Genomic DNA, 24689 nt, shown 5'->3' with positions numbered 1-24689 from the left:
AAAAAGTTTGAGTTGCTTGTGGCCATTTTCAGAGTGCTTTTGGGAATGGCTGGAGAATTGAAAGGGGAAGCTTCAGGTTGATATTGTCGATTGCTTTGTCTGAAAAACAACCAGACGGATTATTTGCTGAAAATAGTAGGGAAATTAAACAGCCTGAAGCGAACACGCCAGGCTGTTGTTATGTACGGTGGTATTTCACCAGGGGTAGGGACGCTGCGTGACAAATTTACGCATGCTTTCTGGCGCATCGCATTGGGGCTCTGCCGTGGTGGCATCAAAAAGGATCCAGTGCCTCCGGTGGGCTTCTCCCATGTCCTGGCCTTTGCTGAGGGTAAAACAGCGGACACTGGCTGAATCGGGAATAAGAATGTATCGGTTCGGGCTGTCATGTAACCAGGCCCAAGCCCTTTCTTCCTGTTCCTGCATGGGAGCCAGATAACTGAAATGAGTGACGGTCACGGGAGAGAACAGGATATGCTGCTCCTTAAAGTTCACTAAACCGAGCTCAGCATCAGTACCAATTGTATGTGCGATGTTAGCCATCAGCGCTTTCGGGGTACGATTTGGGTCAAGCAAATGATATCCCCAGCTGGCAAAAATCAGCCAGGTTACGGCCAGAAGACCCCCCAGGGTCAGATATGCATTTTTGTTGCGTCTGAACCAGAGTGTCCCCAACCAGATCAATCCGCAGGTGAAAAGCATCAGGCCCGCTTGCAGAGTTTGCTCTTCAAGTTCACGGACTGCTTTTTCAATTTGGGCAATTCCTGCAATCCCGCCGGCAAACATAACAACGCCGATTAACGTCATCAATCCGACCATCAGCCAGTGCAGCCAACGTTTGTGATCCAGCAGATTGACTGCCGGACTCAGTGCGAGTGCAAACATTGGCAGTGCGGGGAGCACATAGACGCCTCGTTTACCGGGACTGAGACTGAAGAAAAGGACCACAAGCACAACCCAGCTGAGGATGACCCAGATAACCGGATACTGTTTCCAGCTTTCACGAAGTGATTTCCAGAATGCGATGACCATAAATGGTAACGGAAACCAGAACACGGGGATTACGGATGAAATGAAATAGTGCCAGGGCTGCACATGACCAAGTGAGTTTGCATAGCGTTCTGCGGTTTGTTTGAACAGGATGTTATCGCGGTAGGCCTGGAACTGAGGATCGTCACTGCCACTGGTGATGAGCAGCAATGGAATCAGCCAGGCAAGAATAACAGCCAGCATGAACAGTGGTCCGAACCAGGCCTTTTTCTGAAAAGCCGGCGGTAGTTCTTTTCGTTGCGGAAAAGCATAGATCGCAATAGGAATGAGCATTAACGCGGGTAAAAAGCCAACGCCTTTGGTGATGACACCCAGTCCCATCATGGCCCAGGCGAGATAATATAAGCGCCAGTTAGGGGCCAGAAAAAAGTGGCGGATCAGGCAATAGCACGACACAGTAATCCAGCAGGCGACCATGGCATCAATCTGGGCATTTTTGGCCTGAATGAAAAACTGAGGCGCGAGCATGAGCAGAAACAACGCCGTACGGGCAGTTTTGTTCCCCCACAGGCGACGTGCTAAATCCCAGACCAGAGTAAGCGTCAGCAGCCCACAGAGCGCATTCGGCAGCAAAAAAGCCAGTTTCAGATTACCGGTCAGCCAGTAAAACAGGGCAATGCTCCACATGAAAACCGGGGGTTTATCCGGATACAGTTCTCCACCCCGCATCGGGAAAAACCAGTGCCCGGTCGCCACCATTTCTCTGGCAACTTCGGCAAAACGGGGTTCGTCCGCCGGCCAGGGAGAGCGCCAGCCAATGCCCCAGAAAAGCAGAAGGATAGCGATTGCAAACAGCAGGATAGTCAGACTATCCCACGATTTATCTTGTTCTGTTGTCGTAATGTTTTGAGCCGGATTTGATAGCATTCGTCGCATCCTTGGTCGTTTTTTCCCGGTGGAAATAGAGATAAATGCCCAGCGCACTGGAAATGGCAAACAGCAAAATGCTGACTGTCATTTGGTTATGGTCGGAGAGTCGTACCCCTGAGCCAGCCATAGCGAATACCGCTGTCTGCGGTAAGAAGCCGATAACAGAACCCAACACAAATGCACTGATCCGAAGGTTACAGGCACCTGAAAACAGATTCGTAAATAAGTTACTGCCGACAGGGAGCAGTCGAATCACCATGATCTTTAACGTGGCATTACGTTGCAGTGACTTCTCAAAGACTTGCAGATACTTGGAGAAACGTCGCTCCAGCATGGGGTGGAGGACTGAACGCGCCATATAAAAGCAGCATAGTGAACCGATTAAACTGACCATCAGGGCTGCGATGACACCCACAGGTCCGCCCAGCAGAAAGCCAAACAAAAAAGCAATTGCCTGACGGGGGCCGCCGATGCCAATGAACAGGGTCGCTGAAAGATAGAGTGACAGCCATTTCAGGAGGCCTGCATGGTCCAGCCATTGCGCGATGACGTGGTGATCACTCAGCGGCGGAATCCAGTCATTGCGAATGATGAGATAGAGCAACAACAGGCCACAGAGGGTGATCACCGCTTTGACATACAATTTATTCATTTGCGCCTGACTGACTGATTTTTTCGATAAGCGGATTTCTGGCACGTCGGCTGAGCCAGACCACGCCCATCATATCGACCAGTCCAACCCACGCACGATTGAGCGCATTGTACTTGGATGTACCGCCCCAACGACCACGATGATTGACCTGGACAACAGCCACTTCACCGCCCAGACGACGGATCAGTGCCGGAAGAAAGCGGTGCATGTGGTCAAAGTATGGTAAGGCCAGATAGGTTTCTCTGGGGATGAGTTTCAGGCCGCATCCGGTGTCTTTCACGCCATCTTTCAGCACCGCCTGACGAATGGCGTTGGCGAAACGGGACTGAAAGCGTTTCCATTCAGTATCTTGCCGGTTATGCCGGAATCCGGCGATACAGAAATGAGATTGCTGTTGTTGTGCTGCAGCTTCCAGCAAAGCGGGGATATCAGCGGGATCGTTTTGCCCGTCGCCATCCATGGTGACGATCCATTTGCCCTGTGCCTGATTCACAGCGGACAATAATGCAGTACTTTGACCGACAGAACGCTGATGTTTCACGATAGTGAGCAGGATATCCGAATGAGATTTTCCCCAATCCTCACAGGTTGAATAGGTATTGTCAGAACTACCGTCATCAACGACAACGATCTCAAAATGGCAGAGACCGGTTAACGAGGCGACGACTTCATCCAAAAGTTTCGGCAGGTTCATTGCTTCATCTTTGGCGGGTATCACTGCAGAAATAAACGGGTAGGGCACAGCATTTTACTCCATGTAATGCATAAAACAGCGTTCCATACTTGGCTATCAGCATGATTCAAAACAAGTCGGGTCAAGCACCAGCATATCAGCGGTGTTTGAATGTTTTATTATCCTTCTCGGGAATGAATTATTTATATCTATAGCAGACAAATCAAACGGATGGCTGAGAGGTACGTCGGTTTTTTGGTGTTTGAATGATGCAACGTAATATTTGGTGTTTCATGAAATAAGAATAATTCTTCTTACAAGCACATGTATTCATTGGGTGAATCAATCAGGCAGTCTATTTACTGCCTGATTGTGATATGAATTGAATGTCTGTTATTCGGCGTATAACAGCTGGTCGCTTTCAATAAATGATTTGAATAAGGGTAATTCAGTCATCTGTTTCAGGTAGGATGCCAGGTTTGGCCATTTTGTCGCATCGACTTCTATCTTTGAATAGCTCAGATTGATGAAATGAGTCGTGGTTGCAATGTCTGCGATCGTCAATTCATTGCCGTGCAGGAACTTTTTCTTCCCGTGTAACTGGTTATTCAAATAGTCAAAAATACCCGGAATCGATTGAGACATAATGTTGCTGATTTTCTCTTCATCTGGCATTTGCTGTAAGACTAAAGGCTTTAGTACGCGCTCAAAGAAAATCGGGCCAAGTGCAGAAACCACCTCGGTATCCGCATATTTTTCCAGCCATTTGACCCTCGCACGTTCGACCAAATCACTGGGGCAGAGAGGGTTCTCCGGATATCGCTGTTCGAGGTAATCACAAATGACAGCAGAATCAGCAAGCAGGACTTTGTCATCTTCGAAAGCGGGAATCTTGCCCAGCGGACTGACCCGCTCAAAGTCTTTTGGCGGATCCATCGGGTTCACCTGAGGATTTGAGTAGGGAACTCCTTTTACTTGCAAAACCAGAAGCACCTTTCTGACGAAAGGAGAAAATTGCACTCCATAGACAGTGGTCATAGCCAGCTCCTTCATTCTTTATCAGGTAATTTTTATTGCGCCCGAAGAGGTTCAGACACGAAAAATAAATCGATTCATTGAACGTTTGTGTGTCTGGTTTTATATCCACTGTAGTCGAGCCTTTTAGTGACATGAGCAAAGAAACAGGCGTTGTGTCACAAAAGCTGAGATTAAAACGGCTTGCAGTGTTTTCTGCTGGCTTGCGATTCATTTATCTCTGTGATGTCTGATGCAAGTTGTAACCGACATGCAAAGATCAGGTCCGTCTATGTGGTTGTCGTCTGCCTTTTTGGGGATGGATGCCAGAGAAGATTTACCCGTCTGTCTCAGGATTGAATCATGTGTTTTGTGAAAGACAGACTTCACTGATATGAAGAATTGATGACAATGGATCATCAGTAAGTCGTGTATGTATGGTGTGCAATCTGATTGATTGCTGGTGTGGCAGCTGAGATTTGCCTGAAGCCAAAGTATTGAGTACCCATGTGATGACCTAGAATAACTTGACAGTTTCAGCCGATTATCGTTTTTGATAAGGTTTGAATATTTTCTGGAATGTTTCAGAAAAACCTTATTTTTCCTGATGTTAGCCAATGCTTGCGCCGGGAAGAATTTACTCGCGCTTCAGAATCTTTGACTACACTATTAGTTGCGAGTCAACAGAGTGGAGGAAAGGAGGATGTTAGCTGAACACCGGCAATACCTGATGCCAGGCGGTAAGGGTTATCATTTGGATGTCAGAGTTATCCCGACTGGCTTTCTAGAAGTAGAAATCATGGAAGAACATGATAAGTTTGAGGCAGAGTTCGAGGAACTTTCCTTTTTATCGAACGGCAAAAGAACTGAGTTAGTTTGCCGCAATCATGCCGGTGGTGAATGTGTACGCTGGCAAGTTGATATGACCAGTGATGATGCCCGGGAACTGGCCAAATTAATCGAACTTGCAGAAGATGAATTTGAGTTGCTAATGCGTGATCTGTGACGGATTATCAGCATCAAAATCAGAAATGCAAACCCTGCTTCGGCAGGGTTTTTATTTGTGTCGCATCCCGGAAGTGTTTCAATCTGAAACGCAATCGGTTAGGCAATCGTTTGATTGTCCATTTCTATCAACTCTTTGTTTCTGTCAGGCTCTGACTTGTGGGTTGTTCACGTTAGGGTGAACGTCTAGAATTCCTTCCACATGATGCGAAAAAGGCATCAAGAAAATCTACGCCCTACCGTATAAAAGAAGAACACAATGAAATTAGAAGCTATTGATTTTACCGCACCCGACGCACAAGAACGTTTTGTTGAATCTCTGCGCGAGACCGGTTTCGGTGTCCTGAAAAATCACCCGCTGCAACAGGAACTGGTCAGTTCAATTTACGAAAACTGGCAACGTTTTTTCGATTCTGAAGAAAAGTATGACTACCGCTTCAACGTTGAAACACAGGATGGATTGTTCCCGTCTGAAGTTTCTGAAACGGCAAAAGGTCACACTCAGAAAGACATCAAAGAGTTTTTCCACTATTACCCTTGGGGTCAGTGTCCTGAAGAACTGAAAGCAGAGCTGCAGAATTATTATGACCAGGCTAATGCGCTGGCTTCTACGCTGTTATCCTGGGTTGAAAAACACTCGCCTGCTGAAGTTTCTGCCCTGTATTCGCAGTCACTGTCGAGCATGATTGAAAACAGTGACAGTACGTTGCTGCGTGTGCTGCATTATCCGCCTCTGAAAGGGGATGAAGAGCTGGGTGCAGTTCGTGCCGGTGCGCATGAAGATATCAACTTGCTTACCGTACTCCCATCAGCAAATGAGCCGGGTTTACAGGTGCAAGCGAAAAACGGTGATTGGCTGGATGTTCCATGTGAGTTCGGCAACCTGATTATTAATATCGGCGATATGCTTCAGGAAGCTTCCGGGGGTTACTTCCCGTCAACCACACACCGTGTGATTAACCCGGAAGGCACAGATAAAACCAAATCACGTATTTCTCTGCCTTTGTTCCTGCACCCGAAACCTGAGGTTGTTCTTTCTGAAAAGTACACCGCTCATAGTTATCTGATGGAGCGCCTGAAAGAACTGGGCCTGATCTGATTTTGACGATAAAAAACGCCAGCTTTCCGAGCTGGCGTTTTTTATTGGAATTCACATAGCGACGGGAAGTGCTGCGCCACAGGAATGACATATATGGGATTGCATGGTGCTGTTTTGCAGGCTGTGGTGCTGAAGCATTGGGGGATGTCGTGCGAATGAAATCGGTCTATGACATGGATACGGACATGGATACGCGGGTAAAATAGGCGGTCATCACTGCATAACGGTGCAAAGTTTGCTGACTGTGCAGTCTTTTCAAAGGATGCAGCATGCAGGTATCACCTTCAGACAGACCAAACTGTCTTTCAAGCTGTTCGCCCAGAGTCTGCTCACTGGGAATCAGTTTGATGCCGTCCTGAAGATACCCCTGAATATTGGCCGGCATTTGTCCCAACCACCAGGAAGCGAGCTGTTTGCTGGCTTTGCTGCGGTCAAACCAGTGGTCAGCAAGCAGCAACAGTTGATTATTCTCATTGTGATTCAAGTGGCTGAGCGTCAGTTCGATCGCCTGGAAGAGTGCAGAGCGTCGTGCCGTGTTCGCACTCTGTAAACGATGTGCGATGACCCACAGGGTGTTTTCGGGCGTCTGTATCCGAAAAATAGGCGGCATCATCACGTCGTCGTTTTGCAGTTGTTCAAGGCTGGCTTCAATGCCTTCGTTTTCGAGTGTTGCCAGAATACGGCGGCACATGAGCCGTCCTAAATGGCGATCACGCATGCCACGGTTGTGGACCGTGGGATAGTGTTGTGTACAAAGCTGTAAGCAGTCAGTCTGGAATTGCTCGATACTGACGCTGATAAACTTGTTGATCAAAAACGTAAACCTTATGCAGGGCTGGATCAAAGACGGCCTTCATTGTGTCACTATCATATTGCCAGACTGGGTGGCAGAAAAGTGTTATGTGGCTGAATAACCTGAAGCTGTATCAAATTTATGCATCTGACCAGCCATTTTCGCGCTTTGCCCCTGATAAGAGCAGTGTATCCGTGTGATGTTCATACAAACACCGATGAAGAAAAAGCGGGAGATGACTTCATCTTCCCGCTTTCTTAGCGTTTTGCCTGCCATTGCTGATTCGGTGATCAGGTTTCAGTTGATGTCTGAGTGAAAAATCTGGGGAGCCAGCGTCTGAACGTTTTCCTGCGGAAGCTCAGTAAAATCAAAGCGCCAATCAGATAAAGAGCTGGCTCTGTAATATTGGATTTTACCGACCAGTAATAATGAATCGGAGCCAGCAGGACCGCCAGATACACCCAGTAATGTAGTTGTTGCCAGCGTTTCCCCAAACGCCTTTGCATGCCCTGGGTTGAAGTGATCGCCAGAGCAAACAGGATCAGCCAGCAGATGGCTCCGATTGTCAGATAAGGTCGCTTCGCAATTTCACTGGCCAGAAGGGACCAGTTCAGATTCAGGTCAAGCAGGACGTAAACCAGTAAATGCAAGAGCGCCCAGAAAAAGCTGTAGAGGCCCAAAACCCGGCGAACTTTCACCAGCGCCCCCTGTTTCCACCATTTTGCAATCGGTGAGATCAGCAGTGTGATGAATAGTGTGTTCAATGCAGCCTTGCCGGTAAATTGACTCAATCCCTGTACCGGATCGGCGCCCAGTTGTTCGCTGAGCGCCCTGAAGATCAATAAGGCGAGAAAACTCAGCGAAACCAAATGAATCACGGTCTTGATGGCGGTGATATGGCCGGGTTTGAGCCTTATGCTTTTGAGGCTGAATGTAAGTTTTTGCATTAATAAAATTTCCTCAGATCCATCCCTTTGTACAGACTGGCGACTTCACTCGCGTAACCGTTGAACATTTGAGTGGGCTGACGACGGGTGCTGAACAGATTCCCTTCGCCGATGAATCGTTCACTGGCCTGACTCCACCGGGGGTGATCCACCTTCGGATTCACATTGGCATAGAAGCCATACTCATTCGGAGCTATCTGATTCCAGGTTGTGGGTGGCTGTTTGTCGGTCAGCGTAATTTTGACAATCGATTTAATACTCTTAAAGCCATATTTCCAGGGGACAACCAGGCGCAGCGGTGCACCATTTTGCGGTGCCAGCGTTTTGCCATACAGACCAACCGCGATCAGGGTCAGCGGGTGCATGGCTTCATCCAGACGTAAACCTTCGACATAAGGGTAGTTGATACCACCCCCGATCCTTCTGGAAGCCTGTCCGGGCATACGTTTCGGATCATAGAGTGTCTGAAAGGCCACGTATTTTGCGTTGCTGGTCGGCTGGGTCTGTCTGAGCAATGATGCCAGCGGAAAGCCAATCCAGGGAACGTTCATCGACCAGGCTTCCACACAACGTAACCGATAGATTCGCTCTTCAATCGGATAGCGTTTGAAAATATCATCGTAATCCAGCGTAACAGGGCGGGAGACCATGCCGCCGATCTCAACTTGCCATGGGTCAGTGATAAAGTTGGCCGCCCGCTCAGCCGGATCGGATTTATCGGTGCCGAATTCATAAAAATTATTGTATTTCAGGATTTTGTCTTCAGGTGTTAAAGACAGGTTTGGGTGAAACTGCGCCGATTGACGGGCTTGTAAAGCCCGGCGACGATCCGGGATTTTGTCATCACTGCTGAAAACATCGAACAGACCGGCCTGCGCCTGAGTGGCCAGAGGCAGCGTCGCAAGTGTAATGCCCAGTTTTTTCAGAATGTCACGTCGTTGATGGTAGACAGATTCTGGTGTGACATCACTTTCCCTGATAGCCCATGACGGCTTGGACTTGATAATCATTGGATTTCCTTTGACAGCAGTTAAAGACAGGTGTGTTAGACATGACCCGGACGTCGCGGATAAATTTCATGAGTTTGGAAAAAAGCAGACCTTTGATCAGGTCTGCTCGTGCGGGAAGTGGCCGGTTTTGACTAGCAGAAGGCATCCTTCCTGCGTTGCCGGGTGGTGATAACTGCCTGGTGGTGTTCGAAGCCAGTAGCCTTGCCGGTATTCACCCCATTCGTCCTGAAAACTGCCGGCCAGAATGAAAAGTTCCAGGCCGCTTTCGTAAATCTGTTTCGGCAGGCTGGCACCGGCTTGCCATTGAATCATGATGGTTTTATCTGAACCGAAACCGTGCAGGGGCAGGACGGATTGTCCGGTGTAATGGCCGGGCTGCCATCGTGCATTATGTGTATCGATTCTCAGCGTTTCCTGATCACCCTCGGGAAACATGTTCAGTTTGACATAGAGCATGCAGCCACTTTGGCTGGCCGGCGCATGACGGGTTCGGGCAGGGTTTCGCAGATAAGTCCCCGCAGGATAGGTGCCGAATTCATCTTCGAAGATGCCGTTGACGACAAATATTTCTTCACCGTTCGGATGGTAATGGGATGAAAAGTGTGTGTCGGGTTCATAGCGGACAATGCTGGTGACTTGCCCTGCTTCTGCTGCCTCCCGCTCCAGCGGGATACGCCAGACACCGGAGGCCGGCGAAGGTGTCCAGTCCTGTGCCAGGGTATTGATGACCACACGCTGATTTCTGTCCATATTGATGGGTTGGAAGGGGGCGTCTGATCGCGGTTCCATGGTGATTTCTCCGGATTGTCTGTGTTTCCCCTAAAGTGTAGTCAAGCGCTGGCCAGGCTGAGGCAGTCTCTTGGATTGACTGTTTTTGGCGCACACAGAATGCAAGCATGTGATACGGAGCAGCAAATCGCAGAGTTTTACGATTGACCTGAGCGGGAACACTGGTATTCTGGCGCACAGTTGTACGCTGAATGACTGAGAATGACATGGCACATCCCAAACCGCCGATTATCTGGCTGAATGTAATGATCTTTACCGTCACGTTTGCAATTGCTGCGGTCGGTGCTCCCTTATACGCATATTTCGTTGGTTTTGACTGGCAACAGGGGCTGATGCTGCTTGCTGCATTCAGTTACTGTGGCATGTCTATCACTGCCGGTTATCACAGACTCTGGTCACACAAAGCTTATGAAGCGAATGCTGTGGTGCGTTTTATTTATGCGATTGGCGGCGCTTTTGCGTTGCAGAACAGTATCCTGCACTGGTCGTCTGATCACCGGATTCACCACAAGCATGTTGATAACAACGATGTTGACCCGTATTCCGCGAAACTGGGTTTCTTTTACAGCCATATCGGATGGATGCTGCGGGAATATCAGGCACACCGGTACACGGATTACAAGAACTGCCGTGATCTGCAAAAAGATAAGATTGTCATGTGGCAGCACAAATATTATGTACCGCTAGCCATCGCGACGAACTTTGGTATTCCGCTGCTTTTCGGTTTACTGCATGGTGATGTCTGGGGAGCACTGCTTCTTGTGGGCGTTGTGCGTCTGGTATTGAGTCACCATACAACCTTTTTTATCAATTCACTGGCCCATATCTGGGGTGCACAGCCTTATACAGATAAAAACACCGCCCGGGATAATGGTTTCCTGGCCTTCCTGACCTTTGGTGAGGGATATCATAATTACCACCATATCTTCGAGAATGACTACCGGAACGGTATTCGCTGGTGGCAGTTTGATCCGACCAAATGGCTGATCCGCACTTTAGCGTGGCTGGGCATGGCGCGAAACCTGCGGACCTGCCCGGAGGATAAAATAGAAAAAGCCAAAGCGACCATGATGCTGAAACGGATGCAGGCGCGTTTGAATGAACGTTCAGACAGTCTGGCTGTGCTGCAGAAAGTTGAATCTGAATACGAAATATTAATGCAGAAGATTTCTGACTACTACGCTACGAAAAAGCAGGTGCTGGAAGCGAAAAAACAGACATTGCGAGCGCAGTATGAAAGTCTGGAGATTGTTCAGCAATATCAGGAGATGAAAGCCCGGCTGGAACAGCAGCGACGCTCCTGGAAATCACTGACGGCACAGTATGCCTGAGCCAGTCTGAAAACTTTAATCGTTGTACAGTAAAGCGGGCATTGCCCGCTTTTTTTGTTATCTGCTTCCTCTATTTCATAAAAATATTCTTTATTAGCGCCACTTTTTTGACGTGAATCTGACTCGATGGATACCGGACAGAAGTACACTGGCATTAAATTTGTAATCTTGCGATTGAGTGATGGTCATCTCAGTTTGTGTCATAAATGAGAAAAGTCGTGTCACTGACTGAGTAAAGATCAAACTTTGCCATAATAATTAAGAGTCTGTTTCCAGCTTTTTGGGTGAAAAATCAAGTGAATCGTGACTGATCCCCTAACAGACACCATCGATTTGGAGGCGCATCCGTGTATCGTACATTGCTTTGTACTTTGATTGGCTTAGCTTCAATGGGAGCAAATGCTATTGAATACCCACTGCCAGCCAACGGCAGCAAGCTGGTTGGTTCCGTGGAGTATTATCAGGTCCCTGAAAATGAAAAAGAGAGTATCGCTGATATCGCGAACTACTTTGATGTTGGCTTCCTGGCCGTAATGGAAGCGAACAAAGGTGTGGATCCGTTTTTGCCGGAACCTGGCACGATGCTGACGATTCCGACCCAGCTCATTTTGCCGGATGTTCCCCATGAAGGGATCGTGATTAACCTGGCTGAGCTGCGTCTTTACTATTTCCCGCCGAACAAAGACTCCGTCTATGTATTCCCTATTGGTATCGGCCGGATTGGGCGTGAAACACCGGTGATGACGACGTCGATCAGTCAGAAGATTGTTGGCCCGACCTGGACACCAACGGCGAATATCCGCAAAGAGTACAGAGAAGAACGCGGTATTGAATTACCTGCGGTCATCCCGGCTGGTCCGGATAACCCGCTGGGTGAGTATGCGATGCGTCTGGCACACAGCCGGGGTGAGTATCTGATTCACGGAACCAATAAAGATTTTGGGATTGGCATGCGGGTGAGTTCAGGCTGTATCCGTATGAATCCCTGGGATATTGAATGGCTTTTCCCCCGGGTGAATCAGGGGACAAAGGTCAGGGTGATCAATCAGCCTTTGAAAGAAACCCGTGAGCCAGACGGCAGTTTGTATGTTGAAGTGCATCAGCCTCTGTCTAAGAGCGAAGCTGAAGCCGGAACTGCGAAGGTTGTGAACCCGCCGCGTTCACTGGTCAATGCAGTGGAGAGTGATCATCAGGCTGTTTCAAAGCTGTCGCAGGCTTTGGAATCGCAGGAAGGCATCCCGGTCGCATTGGACTGAATCTGATGATGAAAGGATGACGAAAAAAGGCCGCAATTGCGGCCTTCTTTTTTAACAGGCATAAAAAAAGAGTGGAGCGCAGGCCCCACTCTTTTTGTCGGTTGACTTACTTACGATACGAGCTAGCCATATTGTCGATACGTTGGTTAGCACGCATTGCTTCCTGATAAGCAGCATCAGCAGATGCACGAGCGTCATTGACTGCGCCGGCCATCTGATCTTGCTGACTTTGCAGAGCGCCTACTTGGTCAGAAAGCATATCTACTTTGTTGGTTAGTTGTTGCATTTGGTCTACTTCATCTGAGCTGGAACAGCCAATCAAAGTTGCACTCAGAATGATACCAGTAAGGATAGATAATGAACGGTTCATTTTTCTTTCTTCTCCTTTGTTTTGCCACTACAGACCGAGTGTAAAATTTTTCAGTCGGCAGAGTTAGTATGGCATATGTTATTCAAATTGCTCATCCAAGAAGCTTTTTTCCCAAAAAAAATTCTCTCAAAGACGAGAAAAAGCCCGTGGGCGACAGCAAGAATGCGGCTTTTCGCTTTCTGAGTCAATGCAACCTATGTGAATGATATGTCAAATCTTATTGGTTAATTCTCAAATAAGAGACGTTCATTCTTCGCGATGGCGTCTACGAGAATATTCGGATTTAAAGTGTGCGGGACTTTTTCCATCAGGGTGCCGTCTGGTTTCAGCAGGTAAAAATAAGAGCTGTGGTCGACAGAATATTCCAGCGCCGAGTCTTCCTGAGCTGTTTTCATATAGAGCACGCCATATTTCTTCGCCAATAATTGTGTTTGCGACTGAGTTCCCGTCATCCCGGTAATATCTTTATGGAAATATTGCGCGTATTGAGCGCTTTTTTCCGGTGTGTCTCTTTCCGGGTCTAATGTAATAAATACCGGCCAGACTTTATTGAGTTGTTCCTGTGACACGGCTTTTAGCGCAGCGCCCAGGATAGCAAGAGAAGTCGGGCAGACATCCGGGCAGTGCGTATAACCAAAATAGACAACGCGCAGACGATCATCATCGGTGTTGAACAGGTTGATCGTGTCTTTGCCGCTTTCCAGCTGGCCGCTGGATTGCTCCGCTGCAGCGACATTGGCATCGTGGTTATCGACAAAGTAACGGGTAGCGAGGCCGGCAATCAGAGCAACGGCCAGGATTATCCATTGATATTTCACTGTGTCATCCTCAGGGAAACGTATAGCGGTGAAAAGGAACCAGAATCCGGGGTGATACTCCCTTGCCAGGTCATGGCATTTTCGGTGCAGAAAGGAAGCAGGAGTTCACCTGAAAAGCTGTTATCCGGCTGGCGCGTTAATTGTAACTGATACTGACCCATCATCATTTCACGGCCTTCAAGCGTCAGCCGTAAGGCTTTCGTTTTTGCAGGCAGTTGCGGCCACTGAACTGTGATTGTGGTGGGCTGTAAGGGGCGGACGATATCATCACTCATCTGAATGACGGCATCCTGCTGCTGACAGTGTTGCTGACTCAGCTGGCAGGCAAGGGCGCTGTCGAATTCTGACGATTGAGTTACCAGCCCAGGCAGCCACTCAATTGCGGCAAATCCCAGTCCGAAGGCCAGGATCAGTTTGAATGGCACAGACCATGTTTTGAATTGGAGCGTGTGGGACATTTATCCCCCAAAGTCATCAGGTGTAAACAAAAAACGCCTGTATGGTAGCACGCTTTCCTCCTCTGTCGCAGCCTGATAAAAGTCAGGCCACCCGAAGGTGGCCTGTGATGAAGGATTTCTTATGCGAGAAGTTATTCCTCAGCAAATTTTTCCAGTCCCCAGACCAGCAAAATACCCAGTACCATCGCAGCAATGGCGTATCCCAGCAGAGCCGGATGGCCGGTGATTTGCTCAAAGCTGAATGGTGACAGGTTGTGCTCGATCAGCGGCACCTGCTCACCACTTGAGTTGGTCCGCCAGGTCAGAGTTTCTTTCCACGGCCAGACTTTGTTCAGTGTGCCCAGCATCAGGCCGGTCAGGAAAGTCAGGGTGAGGTCACGGTAATTGCGGAGTAACCACGACAGCAGGTGTGAGAAGCACAGCAGACCAATCACACAGCCGGTAGCAAACAGACCCAGAGTCCCCAGTTGTAACGATTTTGCAGCGGCCAGTATCGGCGCGTACATACCCAGCAGCAGCAGAATAAAGCTGCCGGAAATGCCGGGCAGAATCATGGCACAGATCGCGATTGAACCAGCGAGTACAACATTCATGCTGGTGGGTGACATATCGATCGGGTGAAGCACGGTAATGCCATAGGCGAAAGCAGCACCCAGCAGCAGACTCAGCAGGCGGGTTGGGCCCCAGTCCTGCACCTGTTTAAACATGTGCACGGCTGAAATCAGGATCAGACCAAAGAAAAACGACCACAACGGAATCGGGTGGGTGTGCAGCATCCAGGTAATCACGCGCGCCAGCGTCAGGATGCTGGTGAGAATACCGGTCAGTAAGACGACCAGAAAACCGGCATTAATGTGGTTCAGTACCGCTTTCAGGCCCTGTTGCCGCGCCAGACGGATCAGGCTTGGATTAATACGACGAATGCTTTCAAGCAGGGTGTCATAAATACCCGTGATAAAAGCGATCGTACCACCGGAGACGCCGGGAACGACGTCTGCCGCGCCCATCGCTAATCCTTTTAAAAAAGTAAACACGTTGCTCATGAGGACTCAGAATTAATTTTTATGAAAGTGGAGGCATTATACCGCCTTCGTGTCAAAACGGTATGAGCACTTTGTTGAAACAAAGTCTGTTCCGTGGGACACAAGGTGAAATCATTGTCATTTATCGCAGAATCGATCGTTTTTTGCCGGCTTTTTGCTTAACTCTAAAGTATGAGTCTGTACGGCCCATGCTGCAGTAGAGGTAAGCAAGATGAAATGGAACAGTGTGATGACAGCGACGCTGGTTGTTTCCGGAGTGTTCGTCGCGGGCGCCCAGTCTGAAAGCCGTTTGATGTCTTATGAAGAATATATGGAGCGGTGTACTGAGACCTATGGTTCAGACAGAGTCACGACCAGTGTGTGTGAAAACCAGTATCTGACTATGTATGCCAAAGAAGAAGAGGTGATGGCTCAGGCAGATACTCAATTGCCGGCAGAAACCTCTTCAGAAGATATCCCGGCATCTCAACCTTCTGTTGATACCCTTGATGAACAGCCGGAATAACCGGCTGTTCGCATTAATCATTCTAAGACAGTTTTGCTGCTGACTCGTTCAGTGGCAAAGTGATGGTGACGATAACACCCTGGCCGTCGGTTCGGTTCCGGATGGCGATCTGTCCTGCGTGATATTCAGCGATCAATCTGGCAATGAAGAGTCCGAGTCCCAGATGGGGCTTGGCTTGGTGCTGCTGGCTGCGTACTGAAACCATTGAATGCAGTAACTGATCCGTCATATCTTGCGGCAGGAGCGGGCCTTGATTGCTGACCGTCAGAACAGCAAGATGATTCTCTTGTGACAGTGTCACCTCGATAGGGTGGCCTACCGGAGAGAATTCTGTGGCGTTGGCGATCAGTTTGTCCAGTAACTGTGCCAGAAAGTCCGGCGCTCCCTCAATGAAGACGGGGGATTCCGGAATTTGAACGCGGAACTGATGTTGCCGGAATGCCAGCTGATAACCCTGCATGCAACCACTGACGAGTTCATTGAAAGCAAATCTTTCCATGTCAGCGCCCTGAAGGCTCTGTTCTATCCGGGTTGCCTCCGTCATGCTGGACAAAATGGTACCCAACCGACGGATACCGTCCTGTGCTCGGTCGATATAACGTTTTTCGTCTTCTCCATGTTGTTGTGACATCGCCAGGTTATCCAGTGAAGAGCGGACAACGGCCACAGGTGTGCGCAGCTCATGCGACAGCCGTGACGACAGGTTTTCGAGGTAGTGATTGTACTGTCCTAGACGGCTGACCATATTTGCCAGACTGCGCGATAAATCTCCGATTTCATCCCGGGAAGAGGAAGAGACAATCGCATCCCGGATACGCCCCTGAGCATCGATGGATTGTTCCGCCTGATCACGCAAACGGCGGATCCGGCTGGACAGACTGGACGCAAAGAGAAACAGGATCATAGCGGCAATCAGAATTATGGCTAACAGGACATTGAACAGCTTCTCCAGTGCTCTGTTTTTCAGGGTTTGTACGCCCTGCGTCGATTCTTCAACAACCACTGCGCCCATCACTGTGTCATTCAGCCAAATCGGATAGGCTGCTGACAGAATCATGGCTTTTCCGTCTGAGGACGGGCGCCAGTGAGCGTACCCGCGGCCATGAAGTGCCTGATCGACGTGAACACCTTGAATCATGGCTGGATTGGCAGGCTGATCATCAAAAGGCACGGGATCTGAGAGGAGAAAGGTGTAATAGAGCGGGCGCAGGAGATACTGTTCCAGCCAGGAGCCAAGACCATGTTCTTCTTCGTCATAGCGAATTGAGGTAGCCCAGACCCCGTTTGAATGTTGAATATCACCGGACTGCGCCAGTACCCGCTGGTGGCGATCCAGAACCCAGATCCGGGAACTGCTGTGTCCCATGCCCTTGACGATCTGTTCAATGTCCGGTGATGGCAGCAGGACCGTACCTAAAGTATCAGCAGACTTTGTGTTTGCGGTTGCGATAATGCTTTCAACGTCTCGTTTGGTGGCATGGTCAACATTATGGATGGCGACAGCCATCTGCTGGCCCAACAGATCCGCCGGAAGTGCGATTTCGAGTGTGTAGCCTGTATCGGAAGGCTGCCAGCTAGCTAAGACGTTTGTTACGGGTAAAAAGGATTCCTGGGTGTCCGGATTGTCACTTATCAGCCAGACAGAGGTCAGTCCGCTGGCTTCCAGTGCAATGAGATAGCGTTCAAATTTGCCCTCGGGCGTTGTCAATGCCAGTGTCAGGTGATCATTTCTGTCAACACGATTGCTGCCTGTCCGCCGAAGAACGAGATGCGGGTCGTTCACTTTCAGGGCGGCATAGATCTGTTGCTGATGACGGGCGGTTATCAGGTAAAAATCAGTGTACCCCTTCGGATAGATCTGCTGGCTGAACAGCACATAAGGATGACCGTAATAGTGCATCTTTGCGCCCATGTCTGAAGGCCAGTCATCCAGATGACCGTCCACTTGAATGGCAGCTGGCAGATCATAGACGTACAGATCCCGTCCCTGCTGAACCCGGGGCAGAAAATTGGCTTGCTGGCTGAACAGTGCCGGACGTTCGTTCAGTGCAGTTGCAATGGCTCTGGCAGTGCCAATCAGCGTCTGTTCCTGCCCCTGACGCAGCAGTTTTTCCATTTCCAGCACAAACCGGTAGCCGAACCAGGGTAAGGTCAGTAACAGGCTGGTGATGATAATGATCTTGAGCCGCAGTCCTGCTGTCAGGCGTGTGATCAGGCTCCCCATCTGTACCCCATGCCGTAGACAGTGTGAATCTGGTCGAAGCTGGGATCACATTGCATAAATTTTTTCCGGATCCGTTTGACGTGCGACGTAATTGTGCTGTCATCGACAACCACTCTGGCATCATCCATCAGATCCTGGCGGCTTCTGACATGTCCGGGGCGCTTCGCCAGTGCGTAGACCATCCAGAACTCGGTTACCGTCAGATCCACGGGCTCGGAACGCCAGAAAATTTGCATCTTGTTTTGATCGATAGTCAGTTCTTCACGATACAAAAGTGTGTCTTCTGTAGTCGGTGAAGCCAGAAGTTCACTCCGGCGGAAAAGTGCTGCAATCCGGGCCATCAGATGGGGCAGGCTGATGTCTTTGGTCAGGTAATCATCGGCGCCCATACGAAGTCCGCAAACCGTATCAAAGTCGCTGTCTCTGGCCGTCAGAAATATGATTGGCAGCGTCGGGGAGAGCGCGCGTAATGACTGGCACAGTGCAAACCCCCCGTCGATTTCATGACCTAAGCCAATATCAATAATGGCCAGATCCGGTAGTTTCACATCAAATGCAGCCTGAGCTTGTTGCCGGTCGGTATATCCGTGAACGTTGTAGCCGTGCTTTTTCAGCACATCCATGTAATTTTCGCGAATCGCGGTTTCGTCTTCAACAATCGCTATGTGTTTCATTGGTGACATCAATTATGCAGTTGGATAATGCAGACTATACCGCAACTTCCGGCCTAAAAAAGTCCAAATCCGGCCCGAATTGCAATTGCCATTTTCTTGCCACAATTCATCAGCACATTGCCTTTTTTCCTCCCTTCGGCTGCCCGAACTCTTTGGTTTAATTCACTCATCGACAGACGAGCACAGCCTGATGGCTCTCGGAGACTGTTTCAAATAATCAAAAAAGATGAGGAATGACGATGAAAAATTTGATGAAGAAAACCACGATGACTCTGCTGGTTGCAACGGCACTGGCGGCAACCACGACTCAGGCTCAGGCTGAATCCGTGCGGTCATTCAATGAACCTGTCGTTCAGGAGCAATGGATTGGCATGGGTTCAGGGGCCGCAGTGGGCGGGATGGTCGGTGGCCCCGTCGGCGCAGTGATCGGGGCAATGGTGGGCGGGATTCTGGGTACAGCCGTTGGTCAGGATGGTTATATTGAGACGCAAAATGTTCGGCTAAGTGAACAGGCAGAGGCAATCCAATCGCTGAATGCCCGAAATGCTGAGCTGGAGCCCGTGCTCGACAGTTATGACACGCTGAAACAGGAAATGGCAAATCTGAGAGCCACGCAGTTACAATGTGAACTGGCATTGGCAATGAACGTTCATTTCCGTACCGGTTCCTCGGAGATTGAGCCACATTTTCAGTCCCAGCTGGATGAAATTGCAGAATTGATGAAGCAGTCACCTGAAATGAACTGGGAATTGTCGGGTTACGCCGACCGGCGTGGCACAACCGCGCGAAACCTGACGCTGTCTGAAGCACGTGCAAATGCCGTGAGAGATTACCTTGAATCACGGGGCGTGAACCCACTGCAGATCGTCACAATTGCTTATGGTGAAGAAGAGCCGTTGCAGACAGACGAAAATGGTGAGTCTGACTTTTTTGACCGTCGTGTCACGCTGCGCAGTCAGCAGGGCCCAGTACAGACAGCTCAATCGAATTAAGAGAGGTTCATGATGGATTCGGCAGCCCGTTTTACACTCAGCAGTAGTTTGATTCCGATTGCAATTCTGGTGCTTTTTACAATGCAACTCGTATTCAAGGGAGAAGATACGGCAGCTTCGGCGAACTATCTGATGCAAATACAAGGAATGAACGATGATGCTTGGCAATTCATGGATAGTGAAGACGCCCCCCGGTCTTCTGCTTCAGCCTTTGCTTCAATCGCTGGTGAATGGGGCCGGATTGGCCCCTGATCAGTTACTCAAGTGGCTCCTGAAACTGACCGTTCTACACTTTAGTCTGATTTATTGCTGAAAGGTCAGGAGTAAGGCGGGGAGCGGACTGCAGTACTTCTCTCAGTCGGTCCTGTACGACTTCGACCAGAAGGTCAGGCTGGAACTTGGAAATAAACCGGTTGCAGCCGACTTTCTCTACCATTGCCTGGTTAAAGCTCCCGCTGAGTGAGGTATTGAGCGCTATAAACAGGTTGCTCATCCGTGCATCCTGACGGATTTCATGGGTCAGGCGATAACCATCCATTTCCGGCATTTCGGCATCAGTGAACATCATCAGAATTTCCTGATTGATCACTTTGCCTTCATCACACCAGCCTTTGAGTATATCCAGCGCTTCTCTGCCGTTTGTGGCTTCAATCACGTCCAGACTGAGCTGAGACAGCGTATCGCGAATTTGTGAGCGGGCGGTTGATGAATCGTCCACGATTAACACTTTCCGCCCGGATAATTCGCTGACCAGGTTTTCGTCCAGCACATGCTCAGAAATATCAGTGTTGTAATCCACAATTTGTGCCAGAACTTTCTCTACATCAACAATGCTGACCAGTCTTTCAGCACCGTCTCGCTTCACACGAGTGATAGCGGTGAGGTAATTGTTTTTGCCAACATGACTTGGGGGAGGCTGAATATCCTGCCAGGTCAGGTTGGCAATGTTGAGGACCTGACCGACAAGAAAGCCCTGAACACTGCGGTTGTATTCTGTAATGATGAGATTCGTTTCATCACTTTCCTGAGTCGCACGAACGCCGATAGCACTACGTAGGTCAATAATCGGGATGGATTGACCGCGAATATTCGCGACACCACAGACGTTGGAATGGCTGCCAGGCAGTGAATGTAAATGAGGCTGCTTGACGACCTCGCGCACTTTAAACACGTTTATTGCAAAAAGTTGTGCGGAGTGGAGCCGGAAGATGAGCAGTTCCAGGCGGTTTTCTCCGACAAGTTGTGTTCGTAGATCGACAGCGTCGAGAATCGTCGTCATCTTGTATCCGAAAAGTTGAGTATTTATACCAAAATTCAGGGGATTATAGAGGTTTGGCTTCAGTTGTCATAGATCAGGGTAAAAAGCTAAGAGCAATATCCCAGTTTCATAACATGCTAAAAAACTGATGTAACGGCAGAGAGGGGTGTGTCGCATGGGTTTGTCCGTGTATCCTTCACAGAATTGCGATTTTAACTGATGAAACTGTGAATTCAGGATTTAATCCTGACTATTGTTGTGACCACACAGTAACGTATTGGTGTACTGCACAGCAATGACTCGATTCTTAAATATTATATTTCATTTTTGTTGTTTCAAGAGATATTCCACTAGTGCAATAAGAGTTAACGTTTTTTTAACTTTTATTGGGATCTCCTTATCTGACGGATATTTACTGTGTTTCAAAATGTAAATGACTGAATTTGAAATATTTTGATAACATTTCGAACATGCTTCATGGCTATAAAATCATCAGGAAAACTGGAACAATACACGGAAATTTACAGGCTGGTCTGAATACGCGCCTGCGGTATCAATTTCGATGTGTTTCAATGAGGTGGTCATGAAGTTTCTGTTCATTTTTCTGGTCTCTGTAGTGGCGGCTGTGTTGTCAGGTGAACATTTTCATTCATTTATGGCGGGATTTGGTGTGGCATCGCTGGCTGTTGGTGTTGCATACTGGCTCGCGTTCCGGTCCACTCGCTATCCGCAATTGGCTTTTATGCTGTTACTTTCAGGATTAATGGCGAAGATGGGGGTGACCGTCTTGGGTGTGATGTGGGGACTGGAAAATCAGATCATCAATTCTCCGCTGGTGTTCGCCTTGTCTTACCTGTTCTTTTCAGTTGTTGCAACCTACATCTATTTCAAATTGAGGGAATTCCAGCTCAGCCGGATTGAAACCGCTAAACTGGCTAACGCGTAAAAGAAATCTCCGGCAATATGCTGCAAAAAGGGTCGCATTAGCGACCCTTTTGACTTTCAGGAATTGATTGGGTGGCTCATGCCGGGAATGAATGGAATTGACCCATCTGAATCGCTGACCTGACCTCTAAGTCATCACTCAGCAGGGCCAGATTGGCTGTATAACCTGCTTGAACACGACCATATTGTGTCTCCAGTCCCAGAGCTTTGGCAGGGTAAAGACTGGCCATCCGCAGTGCTTCTTCTTTTGACAGCCCAACATGTTGAATCAGGTTTCTGATGCCTTCAATCATCGTGATGGCAGCACCTGCAATTGTGCCGTCAGCGTAGTGGCACTTACCGTCAGTGACATATGCTTTTGCGCCAGGCATATCGTATTCTTTCATTGTCGTGCCTGCAGGAGCGACAGCATCGGTGATCATAAATAATTTCTCACCCAGGAGCTGGTGGGCGATACGCACCGAGGCATAATTCACATGAATCCCATCAACAATGATGCCGGCATGGGGTTTCTGATCGAAAATATATCCAACCGCGCCAGGTTCACGTGAGTCCAGCGGGCTCATGGCATTAAAGAGGTGGGTCGCCATGGTAATGCCCTGTTTGGCGGCATAATCCGTGTACTGACCATTGGTATGACCCATTGAAACGATGATTCCGGCGCGGGTCAGAATATCTATGACACCTTGGTTACAGGCTTCCGGAGCAAGCGTAACCACTTTGATGCGATCGGCATGAGCCGCCAGAAAACGGGCAGTCTCTTCATCTAAATCACGGATGCAATCTTCCTGATGCGCACCTTTCTTCTCTTTACTGATGAAGGGGCCTTCTAAATGTAATCCCAGGATGCCTTCCTCTTCAGGTTGCCGGATGCTTTCAATGAGCCGGATGACCTGATTGAATCGATCGGTTTCGCTGGTAATAAAGGTCGGAAGATATTGGGTGGTACCGTGCCGGAGGTTTGTGGCATTCATGGTGTCCAGCGTGGATTTCGCAATATCCGTATTGAGCAGGACGCCTCCGCAGCCATTTAACTGAATATCAATAAAACCCGCGGTTGCCAGCAATCCGGTTCCATCGATGCATTGTTCAGGAAGCGACTGGCTTTGATTTGCCTCAGACATTGGGATGACGCTGGCGATCCTGTCGCCGTCAATCAGTATGGCTTGATCATTTTCAATCGTGTTGCCATTAAACACGTTGATATGTGTTATTGCATACATGGCCGGATTCCTAAATGCGCGATAGGAGATGTTACATTGGCTATCTTATTTTGTGTGTAAAAATAAGATAGCACGCAGTGAATCCGGGATCAATTTTCTGTGACGCTGTTGCTGAGGCAAAACACAGTTATTTGATTAAGTTTAAGATTTTCTTGAAGCTTTCGCCCTCAGCGACCCGTTGCAGCTCGAACAGCACCATCTCGGTACAAGATAAAGCAACACCGGCCTGCTGCATACGATTCAATGCGACAGTTTTGTTGTTTGCGATACGGGAAGAAACAGCATCTGCAATGACTTCAACATGGAACCCTTTTTCCAGTAAATCCATGGCGGTCTGGTACACACAGATATGTGCTTCAATACCGACCAGAATGACGTTTTCACAACCGGTTGACTGAAGTGCATCCATAAATTCTGCAGAGTGGCAGCCGCTGAAGCAGTTCTTCGCGATGGGGGTGTGCTCCGCAAGGTAATCGGCAACCTGAGGGATCGTCGGACCGAGTTTGTCCGGTAATTGTTCCAGCCAGATAATGGGCAGATTCAGTGCAGTTGCGCCTTGAGTGATCACGGACAGGTTGTGGAAGAGGGTCTGTGTGTCGTCCATCAGGGTGGCCAGTTTTCCCTGAACATCTACGATGACGAGTGCGGTTTTATTGCGATCTAACATAGGGACATCCTTTTCAGTTTAACGAAAAAAATCTTTCATAAGAGAAGTTTAGTTGTTATCGCGCAGCTTTTATCTGAACATTGACCTTGGTCTTCTCTGACTGGAAAGTCAAGGGGGAGTACACGATGCCGGATGATTGCACTAGAATGGAAACTATCAGCAGGCCTTGCGAAAAGCCTTGTAACTGCTTTCAACTTTACTTTCTGGAGAAATGGCGAAACAATGTGTCGATTCGAAAACGCATTTGATTCAACAAAAGTTGAAATTATTCAAGAATTTAAAAGATAAACAGCCTTAAGTATGACTGAAAAAAAATCGAACCCACTTACCGACCTCATCTTTAACGTCATTGTGCCATCTGTCATTCTGATGAAACTCAGTGGTCAGGAGCAACTTGGTCCGGTCAATGCGTTGCTGCTTGCACTGGCATTTCCTGTGATTCTGGGCAGCTATGAATTGCTCAAGCATAAGAAATTTAACTTTATCTCTCTGTTGGGTTTTATCAGCGTGCTTCTGACCGGCGGCATCGGTCTGCTGGAGCTGGATACGCAGTGGCTTGCAATCAAAGAAGCGCTGATACCTGGCTTGATTGGTGTGGTGGTATTTGGTTCAACATTTACCAAGTATCCCATTGTGACCAAAATGATTTTCAATGACGCCGTCCTGAACCTTGAGCTGATTAAGGAGAAACTCAATCAGTCCGGGAAGCAGTCTGAATTCAATAAGTGTCTGACTCAGTCGAACTACTTGTTTGCCAGCACTTTTGCTTTCTCAGCGGTGATGAATTACGTGCTGGCGACAAGCATTGTGACCAGTCCGGCAGGTTCTGAAGCTTTCAATGAAGAGCTGGGCGAAATGACGTTGTTGAGCTATCCCATGATTGCGATCCCGTCGATGCTGATGATGTTTGGTATCTTCTATTATGTCTGGCGCTCAATTCGTCGTATGACAAATCTGGAAGCAAACCAAATCTTTAAGGTTCAGTAATTGTGAACTGATGAGGGCTTGCCAGTGGCAAGCCCT

General features: G+C 48.7%; 26 protein-coding genes. 9 read left to right on the top strand and 17 right to left on the bottom strand.

The annotated features are described in order from the left end of the window. Window positions 1–195: 195 nt before the first annotated feature. From SPK40_RS08445 to SPK40_RS08430, 4 genes are all read right to left on the bottom strand, one after another. Window positions 196–1917, bottom strand: a complete 1722-nt coding sequence (locus SPK40_RS08445; protein WP_330960136.1) for an ArnT family glycosyltransferase — start codon at window positions 1915–1917, stop codon at window positions 196–198. Next, window positions 1871–2572, bottom strand: coding sequence for a TVP38/TMEM64 family protein (locus tag SPK40_RS08440; RefSeq protein ID WP_330960135.1), 702 nt, complete (start codon window positions 2570–2572; stop codon window positions 1871–1873). The genes SPK40_RS08445 and SPK40_RS08440 overlap by 47 nt, the downstream gene beginning before the upstream one ends. After that, complete coding sequence (locus tag SPK40_RS08435; protein WP_330960134.1) at window positions 2565–3314, bottom strand: glycosyltransferase family 2 protein; 750 nt, start codon at window positions 3312–3314, stop codon at window positions 2565–2567. The genes SPK40_RS08440 and SPK40_RS08435 overlap by 8 nt, the downstream gene beginning before the upstream one ends. 324 nt (window positions 3315–3638) lie before the next feature. After that, window positions 3639–4283, bottom strand: coding sequence for a glutathione S-transferase family protein (locus tag SPK40_RS08430; RefSeq protein ID WP_330960133.1), 645 nt, complete (start codon window positions 4281–4283; stop codon window positions 3639–3641). 679 nt (window positions 4284–4962) lie between these two features. On the opposite strand from SPK40_RS08430, the gene SPK40_RS08425 reads away from it, so the two are divergent. Further along, on the top strand, window positions 4963–5265 hold the full coding sequence (locus SPK40_RS08425; RefSeq protein ID WP_248142178.1) for a hypothetical protein: 303 nt from the start codon (window positions 4963–4965) through the stop codon (window positions 5263–5265). Between the two features lie 258 nt (window positions 5266–5523). Next, complete coding sequence (locus SPK40_RS08420) at window positions 5524–6363, top strand: isopenicillin N synthase family dioxygenase (RefSeq protein WP_330960132.1); 840 nt, start codon at window positions 5524–5526, stop codon at window positions 6361–6363. Window positions 6364–6529: 166 nt separating this feature from the next. Here the strand turns inward: SPK40_RS08420 and SPK40_RS08415 are convergent, their stop codons facing one another. From SPK40_RS08415 to SPK40_RS08400, 4 genes are all read right to left on the bottom strand, one after another. Beyond that, complete coding sequence (locus tag SPK40_RS08415; protein WP_248142180.1) at window positions 6530–7177, bottom strand: hypothetical protein; 648 nt, start codon at window positions 7175–7177, stop codon at window positions 6530–6532. A 269-nt stretch (window positions 7178–7446) separates the two neighbouring features. Beyond that, window positions 7447–8103: a protein-methionine-sulfoxide reductase heme-binding subunit MsrQ gene (gene msrQ, locus SPK40_RS08410; RefSeq protein WP_330960131.1), complete on the bottom strand. Its 657-nt coding sequence runs from the start codon at window positions 8101–8103 to the stop codon at window positions 7447–7449. Then, window positions 8103–9113 (bottom strand): protein-methionine-sulfoxide reductase catalytic subunit MsrP, encoded by a 1011-nt coding sequence (msrP, locus tag SPK40_RS08405; RefSeq protein WP_330960130.1) that lies wholly within the window; start codon window positions 9111–9113, stop codon window positions 8103–8105. Before msrP ends, msrQ begins: the two co-directional genes overlap by 1 nt. 96 nt (window positions 9114–9209) lie before the next feature. After that, the gene (locus SPK40_RS08400) at window positions 9210–9902 is read right to left on the bottom strand and encodes a cupin domain-containing protein (protein ID WP_330960129.1); all 693 of its coding nucleotides are present in this window, start codon (window positions 9900–9902) and stop codon (window positions 9210–9212) included. 206 nt (window positions 9903–10108) lie between these two features. Here SPK40_RS08400 and SPK40_RS08395 point away from each other — a divergent pair, with 206 nt between their 5' ends. Beyond that, window positions 10109–11233, top strand: coding sequence for a fatty acid desaturase (locus SPK40_RS08395; protein ID WP_248142184.1), 1125 nt, complete (start codon window positions 10109–10111; stop codon window positions 11231–11233). A gap of 347 nt (window positions 11234–11580) precedes the next feature. Then, window positions 11581–12489, top strand: a complete 909-nt coding sequence (locus SPK40_RS08390; protein WP_371929432.1) for a L,D-transpeptidase family protein — start codon at window positions 11581–11583, stop codon at window positions 12487–12489. A gap of 106 nt (window positions 12490–12595) precedes the next feature. Here SPK40_RS08390 and SPK40_RS08385 read toward each other — a convergent pair whose 3' ends face one another. The 4 genes from SPK40_RS08385 to SPK40_RS08370 all read right to left on the bottom strand — a co-directional run bounded on the left by SPK40_RS08385 (window position 12596) and on the right by SPK40_RS08370 (window position 15178). Further along, window positions 12596–12859, bottom strand: a complete 264-nt coding sequence (locus SPK40_RS08385; protein ID WP_027251090.1) for an Lpp/OprI family alanine-zipper lipoprotein — start codon at window positions 12857–12859, stop codon at window positions 12596–12598. 224 nt (window positions 12860–13083) lie between these two features. Continuing rightward, the gene (locus SPK40_RS08380; protein WP_248142185.1) at window positions 13084–13677 is read right to left on the bottom strand and encodes an SCO family protein; all 594 of its coding nucleotides are present in this window, start codon (window positions 13675–13677) and stop codon (window positions 13084–13086) included. After that, on the bottom strand, window positions 13674–14135 hold the full coding sequence (locus SPK40_RS08375; protein WP_330960128.1) for a hypothetical protein: 462 nt from the start codon (window positions 14133–14135) through the stop codon (window positions 13674–13676). The genes SPK40_RS08380 and SPK40_RS08375 overlap by 4 nt, the downstream gene beginning before the upstream one ends. A 131-nt stretch (window positions 14136–14266) precedes the next feature. After that, complete coding sequence (locus tag SPK40_RS08370) at window positions 14267–15178, bottom strand: DUF368 domain-containing protein (protein ID WP_330960127.1); 912 nt, start codon at window positions 15176–15178, stop codon at window positions 14267–14269. A 211-nt stretch (window positions 15179–15389) separates the two neighbouring features. Between SPK40_RS08370 and SPK40_RS08365 the strand changes: the two genes are divergently transcribed. Then, window positions 15390–15683 carry a hypothetical protein gene (locus SPK40_RS08365; protein ID WP_330960126.1) on the top strand — a complete coding sequence of 98 codons (294 nt, stop codon included), beginning with the start codon at window positions 15390–15392 and terminating at the stop codon, window positions 15681–15683. A gap of 22 nt (window positions 15684–15705) precedes the next feature. Here the strand turns inward: SPK40_RS08365 and pdsS are convergent, their stop codons facing one another. Together pdsS and pdsR are read right to left on the bottom strand one after the other, a co-directional pair. Beyond that, a complete protein-coding gene (pdsS, locus tag SPK40_RS08360) occupies window positions 15706–17907 on the bottom strand; it encodes a proteobacterial dedicated sortase system histidine kinase (RefSeq protein WP_330960125.1) in 2202 nt (733 codons plus the stop codon). Continuing rightward, entirely contained in the window at window positions 17895–18581 is a 687-nt protein-coding gene (gene pdsR, locus SPK40_RS08355) for a proteobacterial dedicated sortase system response regulator (RefSeq protein ID WP_330960124.1), read from the bottom strand. Before pdsR ends, pdsS begins: the two co-directional genes overlap by 13 nt. A gap of 239 nt (window positions 18582–18820) precedes the next feature. Here pdsR and pdsO point away from each other — a divergent pair, with 239 nt between their 5' ends. Together pdsO and SPK40_RS08345 are read left to right on the top strand one after the other, a co-directional pair. Then, window positions 18821–19573: a sortase-associated OmpA-like protein PdsO gene (gene pdsO / locus SPK40_RS08350; protein ID WP_330960123.1), complete on the top strand. Its 753-nt coding sequence runs from the start codon at window positions 18821–18823 to the stop codon at window positions 19571–19573. Between the two features lie 9 nt (window positions 19574–19582). Beyond that, window positions 19583–19825 (top strand): hypothetical protein, encoded by a 243-nt coding sequence (locus SPK40_RS08345; RefSeq protein ID WP_330960122.1) that lies wholly within the window; start codon window positions 19583–19585, stop codon window positions 19823–19825. A gap of 34 nt (window positions 19826–19859) precedes the next feature. Here the strand turns inward: SPK40_RS08345 and SPK40_RS08340 are convergent, their stop codons facing one another. After that, window positions 19860–20852 carry a chemotaxis protein CheV gene (locus tag SPK40_RS08340; RefSeq protein WP_330960121.1) on the bottom strand — a complete coding sequence of 331 codons (993 nt, stop codon included), beginning with the start codon at window positions 20850–20852 and terminating at the stop codon, window positions 19860–19862. Window positions 20853–21414: 562 nt separating this feature from the next. On the opposite strand from SPK40_RS08340, the gene SPK40_RS08335 reads away from it, so the two are divergent. Next, window positions 21415–21777 carry an NADH:ubiquinone oxidoreductase gene (locus SPK40_RS08335; protein WP_330960120.1) on the top strand — a complete coding sequence of 121 codons (363 nt, stop codon included), beginning with the start codon at window positions 21415–21417 and terminating at the stop codon, window positions 21775–21777. A 76-nt stretch (window positions 21778–21853) separates the two neighbouring features. Here the strand turns inward: SPK40_RS08335 and nagA are convergent, their stop codons facing one another. Beyond that, complete coding sequence (gene nagA, locus SPK40_RS08330) at window positions 21854–22999, bottom strand: N-acetylglucosamine-6-phosphate deacetylase (protein WP_330960119.1); 1146 nt, start codon at window positions 22997–22999, stop codon at window positions 21854–21856. A 127-nt stretch (window positions 23000–23126) separates the two neighbouring features. Further along, on the bottom strand, window positions 23127–23666 hold the full coding sequence (locus SPK40_RS08325; protein ID WP_248142196.1) for a hydrolase: 540 nt from the start codon (window positions 23664–23666) through the stop codon (window positions 23127–23129). Between the two features lie 300 nt (window positions 23667–23966). On the opposite strand from SPK40_RS08325, the gene SPK40_RS08320 reads away from it, so the two are divergent. Then, complete coding sequence (locus tag SPK40_RS08320; RefSeq protein WP_248142197.1) at window positions 23967–24653, top strand: VC0807 family protein; 687 nt, start codon at window positions 23967–23969, stop codon at window positions 24651–24653. Window positions 24654–24689: the final 36 nt, after the last annotated feature.

It is taken from the genome of Photobacterium sp. 53610 (genome assembly GCF_036409375.1).
Classification (GTDB): domain Bacteria; phylum Pseudomonadota; class Gammaproteobacteria; order Enterobacterales; family Vibrionaceae; genus Photobacterium.
This window is presented reverse-complemented; position numbering and strand designations above follow the sequence as displayed.

Excerpts from the sequence above, each read along its gene's own strand:
- SPK40_RS08320 (WP_248142197.1), top strand. The coding sequence starts at position 23,967 with ATGACTGAAAAAAAATCGAACCCACTTACCGACCTCATCTTTAACGTC.
- msrP (WP_330960130.1), bottom strand. The coding sequence starts at position 9,113 with ATGATTATCAAGTCCAAGCCGTCATGGGCTATCAGGGAAAGTGATGTC.
- SPK40_RS08375 (WP_330960128.1), bottom strand. The coding sequence starts at position 14,135 with ATGTCCCACACGCTCCAATTCAAAACATGGTCTGTGCCATTCAAACTG.
- SPK40_RS08370 (WP_330960127.1), bottom strand. The coding sequence starts at position 15,178 with ATGAGCAACGTGTTTACTTTTTTAAAAGGATTAGCGATGGGCGCGGCA.
- SPK40_RS08430 (WP_330960133.1), bottom strand. The coding sequence starts at position 4,283 with ATGACCACTGTCTATGGAGTGCAATTTTCTCCTTTCGTCAGAAAGGTG.
- SPK40_RS08340 (WP_330960121.1), bottom strand. The coding sequence starts at position 20,852 with ATGACGACGATTCTCGACGCTGTCGATCTACGAACACAACTTGTCGGA.
- SPK40_RS08385 (WP_027251090.1), bottom strand. The coding sequence starts at position 12,859 with ATGAACCGTTCATTATCTATCCTTACTGGTATCATTCTGAGTGCAACT.
- SPK40_RS08440 (WP_330960135.1), bottom strand. The coding sequence starts at position 2,572 with ATGAATAAATTGTATGTCAAAGCGGTGATCACCCTCTGTGGCCTGTTG.
- SPK40_RS08395 (WP_248142184.1), top strand. The coding sequence starts at position 10,109 with ATGGCACATCCCAAACCGCCGATTATCTGGCTGAATGTAATGATCTTT.
- msrQ (WP_330960131.1), bottom strand. The coding sequence starts at position 8,103 with ATGCAAAAACTTACATTCAGCCTCAAAAGCATAAGGCTCAAACCCGGC.
- pdsO (WP_330960123.1), top strand. The coding sequence starts at position 18,821 with ATGAAAAATTTGATGAAGAAAACCACGATGACTCTGCTGGTTGCAACG.
- SPK40_RS08335 (WP_330960120.1), top strand. The coding sequence starts at position 21,415 with ATGAAGTTTCTGTTCATTTTTCTGGTCTCTGTAGTGGCGGCTGTGTTG.
- SPK40_RS08445 (WP_330960136.1), bottom strand. The coding sequence starts at position 1,917 with ATGCTATCAAATCCGGCTCAAAACATTACGACAACAGAACAAGATAAA.
- SPK40_RS08345 (WP_330960122.1), top strand. The coding sequence starts at position 19,583 with ATGATGGATTCGGCAGCCCGTTTTACACTCAGCAGTAGTTTGATTCCG.
- nagA (WP_330960119.1), bottom strand. The coding sequence starts at position 22,999 with ATGTATGCAATAACACATATCAACGTGTTTAATGGCAACACGATTGAA.
- SPK40_RS08425 (WP_248142178.1), top strand. The coding sequence starts at position 4,963 with ATGTTAGCTGAACACCGGCAATACCTGATGCCAGGCGGTAAGGGTTAT.
- SPK40_RS08400 (WP_330960129.1), bottom strand. The coding sequence starts at position 9,902 with ATGGAACCGCGATCAGACGCCCCCTTCCAACCCATCAATATGGACAGA.
- SPK40_RS08420 (WP_330960132.1), top strand. The coding sequence starts at position 5,524 with ATGAAATTAGAAGCTATTGATTTTACCGCACCCGACGCACAAGAACGT.
- SPK40_RS08365 (WP_330960126.1), top strand. The coding sequence starts at position 15,390 with ATGAAATGGAACAGTGTGATGACAGCGACGCTGGTTGTTTCCGGAGTG.
- pdsR (WP_330960124.1), bottom strand. The coding sequence starts at position 18,581 with ATGAAACACATAGCGATTGTTGAAGACGAAACCGCGATTCGCGAAAAT.
- SPK40_RS08325 (WP_248142196.1), bottom strand. The coding sequence starts at position 23,666 with ATGTTAGATCGCAATAAAACCGCACTCGTCATCGTAGATGTTCAGGGA.
- pdsS (WP_330960125.1), bottom strand. The coding sequence starts at position 17,907 with ATGGGGAGCCTGATCACACGCCTGACAGCAGGACTGCGGCTCAAGATC.